Source organism: Stenotrophomonas sp., assembly GCF_032061965.1.
GTDB lineage: Bacteria > Pseudomonadota > Gammaproteobacteria > Xanthomonadales > Xanthomonadaceae > Stenotrophomonas.
The window spans coordinates 126950-141014 of record NZ_DAMBEF010000005.1 but is presented as its reverse complement, the minus strand read 5'-3'; the positions used below and the strand labels follow the sequence as shown (position 1 = coordinate 141014).

The 14065-nt window shown below is 62.0% G+C and carries 4 protein-coding genes; all 4 read right to left on the bottom strand.

Annotation, left to right across the window (positions count from 1 at the left end; translation table 11 throughout):
• Positions 1-20: 20 nt before the first annotated feature.
• Entirely contained in the window at positions 21-3137 is a 3117-nt protein-coding gene (locus RT460_RS04320) for a hypothetical protein (RefSeq protein ID WP_313317370.1), read from the bottom strand.
• Between the two features lie 703 nt (positions 3138-3840).
• Positions 3841-6396: a GEVED domain-containing protein gene (locus RT460_RS04315; protein ID WP_313317369.1), complete on the bottom strand. Its 2556-nt coding sequence runs from the start codon at positions 6394-6396 to the stop codon at positions 3841-3843.
• A 246-nt stretch (positions 6397-6642) separates the two neighbouring features.
• Complete coding sequence (locus RT460_RS04310; RefSeq protein WP_313317368.1) at positions 6643-10359, bottom strand: hypothetical protein; 3717 nt, start codon at positions 10357-10359, stop codon at positions 6643-6645.
• Positions 10356-14065 (bottom strand): Ig-like domain-containing protein (locus tag RT460_RS04305; RefSeq protein WP_313317367.1); only part of this gene is annotated, 3710 nt, incomplete at its 5' end. The genes RT460_RS04305 and RT460_RS04310, both read right to left, overlap by 4 nt.

Here is a 14065-nt window from a genome sequence, read left to right as displayed (position 1 = left end):
GCCGAGCAACCAAACTCCACTCAGTTCACGGTGCAGCTCAGAGTGAAAATCAACTTGCTATCTTTCGGAAAGCTCGGGATAGCCAGACCCGCCTGCAAAGCCGCCACATCCACGGCGGGGCAACCGGTGTTGGTGGCAGCGCATTGCACCGGATTGACACAGCTCATTCCGCTCACGGCCGGATCATGAACTACTGCACCATCGGCCGATTGCGGTCCTTTGTTGCCGATTTCGATCGTATAGGTAAAGGCAACACCCGAAACTACCGTTGCCGCAGCGTTGGTCTTGGTGATGTAAAGATCGGCAACGTTCTTCTCGTTGACGAAGTCACACTCGATGATCGCACCATTCACTACCGCCGCTGCCGCGATCGTATAAGTCGACCCGGCCAGCACACCCACCTCCGCGCCACCGGCCGATTTGCAACTGGCACTTCTCAGTACCCATCCCAGTGACGCAGCAGAGGCTTCGGTAATGGTGACATCCTGCCCCCCAGTAAGCACCGAGAAGGCCTGTTCACCCGCAATCGAGGCATCACCATCCACCACCGTGGCAACGTTCGGGGACACGGTCGTTACCGCGGCACTGCTGTCGGACGCATTCGTCAGCGTGTAATTGAAGGCTCCGCCGACGCCATCAACGGTCGTCTTGCGCAGTAGCAATGCCGGAGGCACCGGTGATGCCGCCGCCGGGCAGCGTGCACCATCGAGGTTGACTGATGAGTCGGCGTTGTCCGTCAGCAGATCGTAGGCCCAGGTGTTGGATGCCGTTTTGAACACCCGATAGACCATACCGCGTGCGGTCTCCACCCCACCCACCGTTCCAGACCGATACGCATACACGCTGCCGGCGTCATCCAGGAACACCGCTCCCCAGCCGCCGCTACCCGGTTGCATGGGCAGCATCGCTAGGGTTTCCTCGCTACCAAGGCTGCTACCGTTCCATGTCCTGCGGAAAACCTTGCCCGTGTTGTTTTCCACCGAATACAGATAGCGCACTCCACCAGGGTTCTGCCCTGGTTTGTCGAACGCGATATCCGTGCTCTGACTGAGCGACACAGAGATCGGGCCCGCGACCAGGGTATTGGTCGCAACGTTGACCACGTAGAGTGCGCCTCCTGACGACAACACCAGAAATCCGGTCACGGGATCGATGTCACCCGCGTAAAAGGCAACCCCGGCCAACCCCGCCGGTGCCACCCCGTAAGGCAGATCCGCCCGGCCGTTTTGCCCGATCCTGGCCAGCTGGCGATCCGGACCAACGCCGTTGTACCAGCCCCAGATGTAGCCGTTGGTGCCGAAGCCAATACCATTGACTGTACCTCCGCCGGCTTGCAGGACCGGACTCGAACCCAGGCTGGCAGGCACGCCCGATTGAAGATTCAACGCGTATAGCGCGGTATCGCGGGTTACGAATGCCTCGGTGGGGCAGGTCGCGAATGGTGTGGGCGGGACAAGATTGGTGAAAACGCAATTGATGACAGCGTCTTCCCGCATCACCGCCGCAGGAAGGGTCAATTGCCCACTGCCACCGGTCAAGGGCACCACTGGATTGGTGTTTCCGCTGACTGAGGCATTGCTGTCAGTGCAGATCACGCTCTTCTGCGCCCAGGTCGCTGGCGCTGCCTCGGACACGGTGACCGCGGTGTTTGCCACGGATGCGGCTATGGCTACCGGAGCGAGCGGCTGCGCGATATTGGCCGCTGTTGTGGTGATATTGGCGAACGCACCACTCAGGTTGGTAGCAGTGAAAACGAAAGGGCCGCCTGCAGTGTTCTCGGTCACCTTCTGCACACTGACTGTAGGCATCCGACGCAGACCGAAATTGAAATTGGGATGGGTCGCATTCGGGGCGCTGGTCAGGTTTTCAACGCCGTCATCCATCTTGCTGCCCTTGTCGCCGAAAGAGGGATTCGGGGCTTCGCTGACCACGGTCCAACCGGCGGGGATGGAAGCATTCGGTGCTGCGCCGCCACTGACGATGGCACCAACCACCGGTTGTGCGTTCATCAGCACCAGCTTCTGACCGATGTCATCGGTCGACCAGGCAACCGCCTGCACCGTATACGCACCCGTTCCTGGGTTGACCAAGGCCCAATCGATAATCTTGCCGACAGCGCTGACGGATGCCACCCAGATAGGTGTGCTGAACACCACCTCAGCACCGTCGCGCTGCCCATTCTCGTTCTGATCAATGAAGACCACGCCCGAAATAGTGGCCGTAGCCATCTCGATCTTGATGTCGTCGATGGCGATGTCGTTGCCGTTGCTGGTAACCGTACCCCGCGGTTCTTCGTTGGACGAGTTATACCAATTGAAGTAGAGAGCTGAGGCGGCGTAGGTCGAACCAAGCTTGAAGGTAAAGCCACGTGACTGCCACGGGATGGTGCTGTTGCTCGAGGTTGTGGTCCTGGGCAGGAACCCTGGCACGGCATAGGTTCCGTTTGCCGGGTAGTTCGCACAGGCACCTCCGGACGTCCCACATGTCGCAGGCCTTGTGTAGACCACCTGCTGCACTGGATCCTCGCCGTACAAGGTGCCAGTGCTTTTGCTGCCACTGCGAACGCGCAGGTTGATATACCCCTCATAAAACCCGTTGTTATCCAGCGCGCCGGTTTTGTAGTTGCCTAGGGGAGCGGCGTTGTAACGAAGAATGTTTGCCGCCCAGTACGATATGCGATAAGTCGCGCCGGGAACGTCGGCGGTACTGGTACTGAACTCGTAGTAGCTTCCATTCAGTTCGCCGCCCTTTCCAGGATTGGCATTGAACAGGGCCATGTAGCCGTTGGTATCACCAGTCGTGTGATCCAAGCCATGCTGCCACTGGTTGTCGTAACCGTTGCAGAAATCATCCGCGCTATCGCTGTTTGAGGTAACAGCATAGGAACCATCACTCAGCCCGTTGGTCAGCTGAGCTGTATAGGTCGTGCTGCCCGGGATCAACTCGGCCGCCGGTGATTGGCTTATGTTGGCTCTGCCGCTGGCGCCACAGCCCGCTGTGGCTCCCGCGTTGGTTGTAACCCCCTGTACGCCGAACGTCTCGTTGATCAATGTCTTCCATGTTGATTGAGCCAGCGCAGGTCCACTGAAGGACAAGGCAAGTAACGCTGCCGCCAACTTCTTCAACCTGTTGTCCATGGCCTTTGTCCTGTCGGGCATGCTCCCCCCTGCAAATCCCTGCAACCTGTCCCTGACCATTTGATGTGAATGGCACTATCAAGAAGGCCATCGGTGTTCCCCCGCCGCGTCTTGCCACGACGCACAGCGACTCCCTCGACGAGTAGTAGCCGAGTCCCGGATCGCAGTCCGAGACGATGATCACGATTGCGATCCAAAGAAGAGCCGCGTTGGGTGCAGCCCCCAATCGCAAGCCTTTACCGCACGGCGCCTGGCGATCCTTCGGGTTGGACCTGTTCGCCTACGTAGGCTGTTGCAGCCGCATAACGAGCTTGGAAGCCACCCACTGCGCACCCAAATGCTGCAGCTCTGCTGCTCCCGACTCGGACAACCAAATCATCAACCAGCGCCAGCTTCGGCGGGTACGGGACCACAGGCTGATCCCATGCAGATACCGTGATCGGCCTGCGCGGCGACATTGAATGTCAGACCTGGCCAGGAGCGCATGCTCGTCGCGTGACCCAGGCAATAGCTTTCAACGTGAAAAACCTGACTCTTGCATGCTTCTGCGAAACGCTTCACATGCAAGAGCCAGTCCCCAAAACAACACTCCCCAAGAGCGATTCTGGCGCCACGTACATTCCTTCGCGACCAGGAGATTATGTGACAGGGTGCGTATTTAAGTTGTGAAATACGTAGCCATTCCGGGGCGCCTCAAACCACCTCAGTTGACGGAGCAGTTCATTTTTATCGTCCAGGTGTCGCCATTGGGCAGCGGCGTCAACACAATCCCGGCATTCAACCCCGCCACGGTAATGGCGACCGGGCAATTGCCTGCGGTGGCAGAACTGGTGCAGGTAACCGGACCGGTACAGGTAAGCGTGCTCGGAATCGAGTCCTGGATGACGCTGCCATCGGCCGCATCCGGCCCAGCATTCTTGACCACGATTGTGTATTGGGCGGTCCCGCCCTTCACCACACTGGTCGCATTGTTGGTCTTGCTTATCGACAGGTCAGCCTGCATCTGTGCATTGGTGAAATCGCACTCGTACAGTTCGCCGTTCGCGGTAGAAGGAAGGGTGTAGGCTGCACCGCTGAGGCTACCTACGGCAGTCCCCGCGCTGTTCTTGCAGCTGGCAGCTGTCAGTTTCCACCCAGCAGGCAGCGTCGACTCGGTGATGACCACCGGCTGGCCCGTGGTGGTTACCTGGAACGGGCTCAGCCCATTGGTCGTATCCGCATCACCCTCAACCTGCACCGGCGTTCCGGCGACGGTCGTGGTGACCGTGCCACTGGCGACCTTGGTATTGGTCAAGCTGAAACCAAATGCACCGCCCACACTGCCTGTCGTGGTCTTGCGCAACACGATTGCGGGCGGCACGGCCGGAGCCGGCGCCGCCGAGCAACGCGCACCATCCAGGTTGGAAGAAGTCGGCGCGGTACTGCTCAACCGGTCCGTCAGCAAGGTACCGGTATCCCCGGCCCCAACATTGAAAATTCGATCCACAGCGCCGGTAGTACCGATGCTGGAGTTGTAGGCATACATCGTGCCCTGGCTGTCAAAGAAGATCGCTCCCCAGCCGCCCGAGTTTCCCGCAGGCAGGGTTACGTTCAACGGAGTGATTGAGCCGGTATTGGGATCGATACGGATTACCTTGCGGGATGTCTTCACCACCGAGTAGAGATAGCCATCATTCGGATGGAAAGCCATGTCCGTGGTATCGGACAAACCATCCGCCGGTGAGGGCTGCACTACCTTGACCACGGTATTGGTCGAGACGTCCATGAAGTACAGGTAGTTGTTGACCGACGCCACGTAATAACCCGTGTTGGGCTGCACATCTGCGTTGTAGACCTGCGTCGTGGCATCCAGCGCGGGCGCGGAGGTCACCAGCCCAGCAGCAAAGACCGGTTGCGTTGCAAACGGGACATCTGCTGCTCCACCTGCTCCGATGCGCACCAGACGCCGCTGTGCCGAAGGGTTGCCCCAGGCCCAAAGATATCCATCTGCCTGACGGAAGCCCGCACCATTGACCTCGGCAATCGTCGTATTGGTCCCGAGCAGCGTCATGTTGCCGGTTGCGATATCCATCGTATACAGACCCGTCGCACCGACTCCACCGACCTTGCTGGTAACGAAAGCGCCGGTCGGACAGGCGGCAAACGGTGGCGGCGCCGCCACCAAAGTCACGGCATAGTCCTCCACCTCGCCGCTGTCTGCAGCACCGACCGGGCTTTGCACCTGAGCCGCCGTATATCCCAGACGCAGCCGCATGTAGCTGGCACCGGCAGACACGTTGACAGGTACTGACCAGGTCAACGGAGCGCTTGTGGCGCCAGCGGCGACCGTTGTGCACGCCATCTCACCCGCATCGGCGAAATCCTGGTCTCTGTTGAAATCCATGTAGCCGCAAAGTCGAGCCAATTTGCTGACGTTCGATACCGGTACTGTGATCGAATAACTGGTTCCGCCTGCGGCGGTCGGCAATGCCGCCGAGAACGCGTTGTCCGCATCCCCGACTGCCCCGCTCGCTGCGGAATAGGGGCTGGCCTGGCCGTTTACGCTGATGATGGTTTCAGCGAACTCCGGCGTCACCAACCCACCCGTACCAAGGGCAAGGTCACTAAGCACATGGGAGGCAGGCCGCCCTTGGTCGTAGCTGGCCGGGGCATCGCCGAAATCGTTGTCCACGCTCCACCGCATGCGATAGCCATCGTTGCTTGCCTGCGAGGCGGTTGTGCCCCCATCGTAGTAGACGCCGATATCCACCGGAATGACCGCGGCCGTCAGCGTCGTTGCCGCTGAACCGCAGACCGCTGTTGGATTCTCTCCTGAACAACTCGCGCCGGCACCCGCCGCGCTCGACCGCTGGAACGATGCCGTGCCAACGCTCATGTTGACGCGCGCCGCCGCTGGCGCTGTGGTGTTGAACACATGCCCAACGGTCACCAGGTTGTGACCTGCGCTGACCTTGTATCCCGGGACTGGACTACCACCGCCGAGCCCGGCGACGTGGAACCTCGGATTTCTGACCGGATGCGCAAATGTGATGGTCAGGCGACCACATGGACGCAAGGAGCCGCTTTGCGTCTGCGCATTCAATGCGCAACGAGTGGTCAGGAAATTGGGGTTGGTACTGATGCCTACCGCACCACTGCCGAGGGGCATCGACGCTGGGTAATACATCGCCGCCGTCCCCGACGTGTCTGCAAGACCTTGCCCGGTACCCTGCGGTTGGAAGATCACCGTGTCAGCGCCCCCCGAAAGATCGACACGCACTCCCAAACCCGAAGGCAGCGTAGTGCCAAGGGACTTGGAGGAATCTGTTGCACCACTGGGCAAGGTCCACAAACCCGTCGTGGTTTCCGCTGCCGAGCCCGACAATGGCAGCAATGCCACCGTGACGATAGCCAGTGGCAACACCGCCCGACCCAGTAGCGAACGCGCCCGTCCACCAACATTCCGTGCCAATCCAGTATCCAAACTGCACCCCTGATTCGCAGCCATTCTCATCGCCATAGCCAATCAATAACTTCCCACGACGTTCAAGAACCATCCGCGGTGGTCGTAATCGAAATCGGTGAGCTTGTCGCTGAAGTCGGTGAAGTTGTAGCCGACACCCACGCGGAAGTTCTTGCCGATGTCACGATCAATGCCCACCAACGCGCCCTGCCTGCGGCCGCCCTGCTTGACGATCAAGCTGCGGTACTCGGCCAGCGCATGCCAGTCGGTGGTGATGCCGTAGCGCACCTGTGCGGCCAGCAGCGTTGCCGCCGAGTCAGCCCAGGCACCGGTCATGCGACCCATGCGCACCTCGCCTTCGCGGCGTGCGGCCTTGAGCGCGAACTCCCAATTGTTGAGCGGGCGGTAAACACCTTCGAACGACAACACCTGGCTGCGCTGGTCGTAATACGCGCTGCTGGTGTCCTGGGCCAAGGTGGAGACGTCATACAGATAGGTATAGCGGCCCAACAGACCCCAACGCGTACTGTTGAAAGGACGATACGCAAAGCCGACATTGCCTTCGATGAAGCGCGCACCGGCCAGCGGATCCAGCTCATCGTCGGTATCAGAGTAGTTGAAGCGGGCAGCGATGCGGAAGCTGTCGTTGAACTTGTGGGTCAGGTTGTTGGTGGTGACCCACTGCTCGCGACGTTCGGCACCGCTGTCCTGACGCCATTCGATCTTGCTGCTCCACTGGGTGTCGGCCGAGGTACGGCCGCCGTTGACGCTCACCGCGCGACGGTTGATGTTGCCGGTGCCACGATCGAGCTCCGCATCCTGCAGCTGGAAGCCCAACGTCCAACCCACGCCAGGATAGAAATCCATGCCAAAGGTGTGCGCCAGGCCGGTTTCGTTGCGCGCCTTCAGGTACTGGCTTTCATTGAACACGTTGACCTGGTTGGACAGGCGCCAGCGCTGGCCCAGCGTCCAACCATCACGCTGCACCGGATTGAACAGCGAGTCATAGTCGCTGCTGGTGGCATTGGTGAAGGTGTAGTTGCCGTAGATGGAGTGGTCGGAGGTCAAGCGGTACTCGGCGTTGACCTGCGCGGCATCACCGCGGTCGCCGCTGGTAACCTCCGCGCCGACGCTGGACAGATTACCGAACTGGTAATTACCGCCCACCGTGATCGCGTCGTTGTCGCGGTACTTGCCACCGTCATCATCCAGCGTGGCCTGCGCCGTGCCGTACATGTCGAAGCTGGTGCCGAAGCGGTGCTTGTACTGCAACGCCCCCAACGTGCCGATACCCTGGCTGGTCAAGCTGCTTTCGTCGACACGGCGCAGCTCGGCGCTGAGCGTATTGTCCTCGTTGATGCGCCATTCGCCGGTCAGCTGGCTTTGTTCCAGGTACTCGGCACCGCGTTCTGCGCGGCTGTAACGGCCGTAGATATCGAAGTCCGGCGACAGCTGGCCGCGGAACTCGGCGCCGTGCTCGCGCACTTCTTCGCCGGTGTCGTAGCGGGCAATGGAGTAGCCCGAATCCACCCGGCGCATCCACGCGCCGGCCGACCAGTCCAGTTGGGTCCAGCCCAGTTCCTTGAAGTTGGCCCGCGCTTCGACCGAGGTCGCATCGCCCTCGCGGCGCGCACCCAGCCCGGAGTTGAGCTGATCGAAGGTGAGGCCGCCGTTCTCCGAGTAGAACACCGGTGCGCTGGTGCTTTCGGTACGCGCCTGCTCCACCTTCAGGTAGGTGCCGCGACCGGCCTGCAGGGTGAGGTCTGCCGCTGCCAGGGTGTAGTCGTCGCCTGCGCGGTTCTCATCCACATAGGTGACACCAACGCCGACGTGATCGCCAAACCAATGCTTGCCACGCACGCCTGCGGTGACCTCATCCGGGTTGAAGCCGGTCGGCAGGTACTCGTAGTCGACCAGCAGCACCTGGGTGTAGCCGTCCAGCGGGGTATCGCGCGACAGACGCGGCAAGCCATCGCGGGTGACGATGGACAGTGCGTCGGACAGGATCAAACGGCCCTGGAATTCATCGATCTGGTAGTCAGCGCCGGATTGCAGCTCAACGCGCTTCTCGACACGACCGGTGGTGGCGTCGCGGATTTCGATGGCGACTTTTTCCGAACCCGGCAGGATGTCGTTGTGGCGCAGGTAGTAAAGGCTGCCGCCGGTGCCCAGGAACTCGCTGTGGCCCGGCGCACTCTGCGCTTCGGAACCGAATGCGCGAACCTCGGAGGTCGCATCGCCCCACGGGTTGGTGCCACGGCTGCGCCAGCTCAACGCACCGCCGTAGAGCGAACGCGAGTACTGGCCATTTTCGGTACCGGTGATGCCGGTATTGAAGTTGCCCCACAGCGCCTGGCTCTTGTCCCAGTCCACGCGCACGTACAGGCGACCCTGCGTGTCCACATCACGGTAGGTGGTGGAGTCGTCACCGTAGACCGGATAGTACTGGTCCGGGTCCAGGCGGCGGAAGATGTCCTGCGGGTCTGCATCCCAGAAACCCTTGAACATCTCGTTGACTTCATGCTCCTGGGTATCTGCCTGCGCTGTCACCAGGTACTTTCCCTTGACCTTGCCCTTCAGATAGAACGCCAGGCGGCCATCGACCACCAGGTCTTTCTCGTAGCGGTCATCGTTGCCCAGCGGCTCCAGTGAGCCGGACACGCTGCCACCGGACAGAGTGAAGTCGGCCAGGGCCACGGCAAACATGTAGCGGCCGGTGACATCCACGTCCAACTGGTCGCGGATCGCCGGCGCATCCTTGCCTGCGGCGATGTCGATGTCGAACTTGTGCTCACCCACCGGCACCAGGTACTCGGCAACCAGTTTGCTTTCCATATCCACCGGCTGCATCTGGCCGTTGATCTTTACGCTGGCGCGCTCGGGCAGGTTGCGCCCCTGAATGCGGATGCGCGAGCCATAGATGGCGATGTTCTGCTGGCGCAGGCTGTCGCGGCCAAAGCTCTGGTCCACCAGGCTCTGCAGTTCCGCATCATCGGTATTGAAGGCGGTGCCCTTGCTCTTCTCCACCGAGTTGCGCAGCAGCTGCGCACCGCGTTCGGCTTCCTCCGGACGCACCAACTGCAGGCGGCTGGGATAGGTTTCATCGAAAGCGCCATCGGCCCCGTAGGCGCGGGCGATGTAGACCAGTTCGTCACCGACCTTGGGCTTGTAGCCCGACGGCAGGCTGCCATCCCATTCCAACGTGGTCGACGCGGCCACCGGCAGCGGGATCACCGCGACCGGATCCACCAGATCGGTGTCGCTGGCGCGATACACCAACACCTCGGCGCGTTGCATGAACGCCGAATAGTTGTTGTACGCATAGAACTGCACCGGCTTGGTGACACGACTGCCATCGAAGGGCACCAGCGACGGTGCCGACAGGCTGAACGACGGCTGCCCCAGGTTGGGATCTTCCGTTGCCCAGATCACGCCGCCATTGGGCAGCTGCAGCGACCACTTGCCAATGGCGATGGCCTGCCCCGGCTGCAGATCGCGTTTCCAGTCGCTCTGGATCTTCTCCGCCTCAACAGACACACGACGGTCCGGCGCCAGCTGTACCGACGACGTGGCATCGGCCTGCGGCACCACTGTTTCCTTTTCGCCCCGGGTGATCAGCTTGAACAGCATGCCGTCGTCGCTGTCACAGCCAGCGTCGGTGCACGATGCAGCCTCTTGCCCGGCGGCAGCCGGCGACGTACTCACCGCCTGCGCCTGCGCCGAGGCAGCCATGCCCGACAACGCACACAGCAACGCGTAATCCAATAGTTTCATTTTCATGGCGTGATCTCCTTGGCAGCCTGCCCAGATGAGGCGGTGGGCTCGCCAGGGACGGTCTCAACTCTGATGCTGTCGCGCTGCGACGCCGGCAGATGCGCGGTGATCGCGTCGTAGACGGCCTTGGCACGACGCATCCCCAGTGCGTCGTTGTAGGCATCCGATGCGCGGCGGTCGGCATGGCCGACGATCTTGATGATGCGGCTGTCCATTTCCACCAGGTAATTGGCGATGCGGGCCAGCAGTGCGTCGTACTCGGGCTTGATGGTGGCCTTGTCGGTATCGAACAAGGCGTTGCCCAGCACCGGCCACGACAGCAAGCCCACCACGGTGGTCTGCTCATCGATGGTGTTGGTACGCAGGCTGACCTGGGTACGCGCAGCGATATCGGCCGGCAATGCCGCCACCAGCGCCTTGCGCACCGCTACCGCACGGTCGAACGCCAGCAGCTCGTCCTCTCCGTGGGCACCGATCACCACTTCACCGCCGCCGTGATTGCGCACCTGCTCGGCCATCTTCTCCACGGCCGGCAGGTACTGGCTACGCACTTCAGCGCTGGCCGGGGCGAACATCACTTCGCCCAGCTCCATCTCCACCTTCTCGATGGACTGGCCCTCCACCAGGCCGGGCGGCAGCTTGACACCGAAGTCAAAGCGTACCGGCAGCCCCGGGGTGATACGGCGTACCAGCGGGTTCTTGGTGGTGAACACGCTACCCGGCGGCAAGGTTGCCGGGTCCACCTTCAGGATGAAGTTGCGGCCGCGATCATCGCGTCCACCTTCAACACCAATCAGGTTGTAGCGACCGAACTGGTCGGTTTCGACCAGCAGGCCTTCCACCGATGCGATACGCACGCCCGGGATACCACGCTCATCCACGCCTTCATTGGCGATGACGTAGTCAACGCGGTAGCCACCATCGGCCGGGCTGACCTTGCGCTGCACGCTCGGCAGTGCCGCGCTCAGACCCTTGGCGGCATCGCCACCTTCAGCCTTGACCGTGGTGTTGCCAGCAGCATCCATGCGCAGGGTGACGCCTTGCTTGGTGGTCAGCACAAAATCACCGGTGAAGGTTGGCGAACGCAGCAGCTGGCTCACCACGACCTGGCGGGCGCTGGCCGGATCTGCATCCGACTGACGGCCACCAATGCCGCCGATGGCAATGCCATGCAGCATCGGCGAGCTGGCATCAGCTTCCGGCTGCGGGCCATTACCGCGATCAACCGTGGTCGAGTTGGCCACGTAGGCACCGGCATCGAAGCCGCCCTGCACACGGATATCCGACATGTCGGCGTTGTCCTGCCAACCATCACCATCGCGATCATCGAACACGCTGCCCAAGATGGTGGATTCATCCATCATCGGGTCGGACACCATCTGCACCGTGGCGGTAGCCACGTTGGAGATGCGCTGGCCGTTGTCGTGGACTTCAGCCGAGTTGGTATGGGTACCGCCACGCACCCCTGCCCCGACACGCAGCAGATAGGTAACGGTGGCACGGTCGCCCTTGGCGATGTCCAGCTGGTCCACGCGGATCGGATAGCTGCCCGCCAAGCGGCCGGCACCATCACGATCAGCCACTTCCAGCGAGCCGGTCACCAGGGTGAAGCCCGGCGGCGGCGTGTCGACCAGGGTGCCATCGACCACGTCGGACTCACCCACGTTTTCCATGGTGACGGTGTAACGCACCAGGTCACCGACCTTCACGTCACGCGGGCTGGCCTGCTTGGTCACGCGCACCTGGGTGTCACCTTCGACCTTGATGGTGGCGGTGGCGGTGTCACATACCGGGGTCGGCACCGACACGTCACAGACGCGGTACACGAAGCTGTCGTTGCCCACGTAACCCGGGTTCGGCGTGTACACGCAGCTGCCTGCGGTGCACACCACCGTGCCATTGGACGGTTGCGTCACGACGGTAACCGAGGACGGATCCAAGGGAACCTTGACGGTGGTGTCGTTACCGATGACATCCAGCGTGACCGGCGTACCAATAGGCGTAGTCGCGCTGTCGTCGATGGCCTCGATGCGGTTCGGGGTGACGATGATGGTCACCGTCGCCGTATCGCAGCTGGCCGTCGGCTTGGACACATCGCAGATCTGATAGACGTACGTATCCGTGCCCGAGAAGTTCGGGTTCGGCGTATACGTCACGCTGCCATCGGTGTTCACCACGGTGCTGCCATGTGCCGGCGGGGTGACGATGGTCAACGCACCTGGATCCAGGCGAGTACCGGTGGTGGTGTCGTTGCCGGTCACCGGCGTGGTCACCGGCGTGTTCTGCTCGGTGGTGCCGCTGTCGTCAATGGCTTCGATGGTGTTGGGCAGCACGGTGATGGTCACCGTCGCCGTCGCACAGTTGGTCGGGTTGAGGTTCTCGCAGATCTGGTAGGTGAACGTATCCGTGCCTGCGAAGCCGGTATTCGGCGTGTAGGTCACGGTGCCATCGGTATTGATCACTACACTACCGTTGGCCGGCGGATTGACCTGGGTAACGGTTACCTTGGCCGGGTCGGCCGGCACACCATCCAGCGTGTCGTTGCCCAGCACCGACACCGTCACCGGTGTGTTCTGCGGCGTGGTTGCCGAGTCGTTGTTGGCAACGATCGGCGATGCACCCACCACGACGGTTGCCACGGCGGTGTCGCAGTTGCTGGTGTTGAGCTTCTCGCAGATCTCGTACGTATAGGTGTACGTGCCCGCCGTGGTACCCGGGGCGATGGTCAGCGTGCCATCCGGGTTCATGGTGATGCTGCCAGCGGTCGGCGGCGTGGTCAGGCCCAGGGCGGTACCGGTGCTGCTGGTGCCGGTGCTGTGCAGGTCCACGGTACCGGTGGTGACCGGCGTGCCGTTGAGCGTGTCATTGACCAGCACGGTCGGCGTATTGCCGCCGGTGCTGCCGCTGACCGGCGCCATGGTGTCGTCGTTGGCGACAATCGGGGTCGGCTGGGCAGTCACCGTCACCGTATCCGTAGGCGGCGTCAGCGTGCCACCGGTCGGGGTGCCGTTGGCCGTTGCCACGTTGGTCACCTTGCCCGCGTCCATATCGGCCTGGGTGATCGTGTAGGTGGCCGTGCAGGTGGTGCTGGCGCCCGCGATCAGGGTAGCCACCGGGCAGCTGACGCTGGCGATCTTGTCATCGGCCACCGAAATGGCATCGATGGTGACGTTGCCAGTGTTGCTTACCAGATAGCTGTAGGTGATCACTTCACCAACGGCCGCATACGTCGCCTTGTCGGCGGTCTTGTCGATGCTCAGCTTCGGCGTCTGCGTGATCGGCGTGGTCACCGTCGGCGCACAGTCAGCGGCCACCGCACACGCACCCGGCGTGGTTGTGGTGATCGCAGCGGTGTTGATGACGTTGCCGGCATCCACATCGGTCTGCACGACGGTGTAGCTGCCGGTCAGGGTGCACACCGCACCCGGGGCCAGGCTGGCACAGGTGGTGCTGGACGGGCTCAGCTTGCTGTCGCTCACCACCACATCGGCCAGGGTCACATTGCCGGCGTTGGTTGCGCTCACGCTGTAGGTGATTGCACTGCCCACGGTGTACGGACCGGTCGAGGTCACCACCTTGGTCGAGGTCAGCTTCGGCGTCTGCGTCACCGGCGTGGTCACCGTCGGCGCACAGTCAGCCGCGGTGGCGCAGGCCCCCGGCGTGGTTGTGGTGATCGCAGCGGTGTTGATGACGTTGCCGGCATCCACATCGG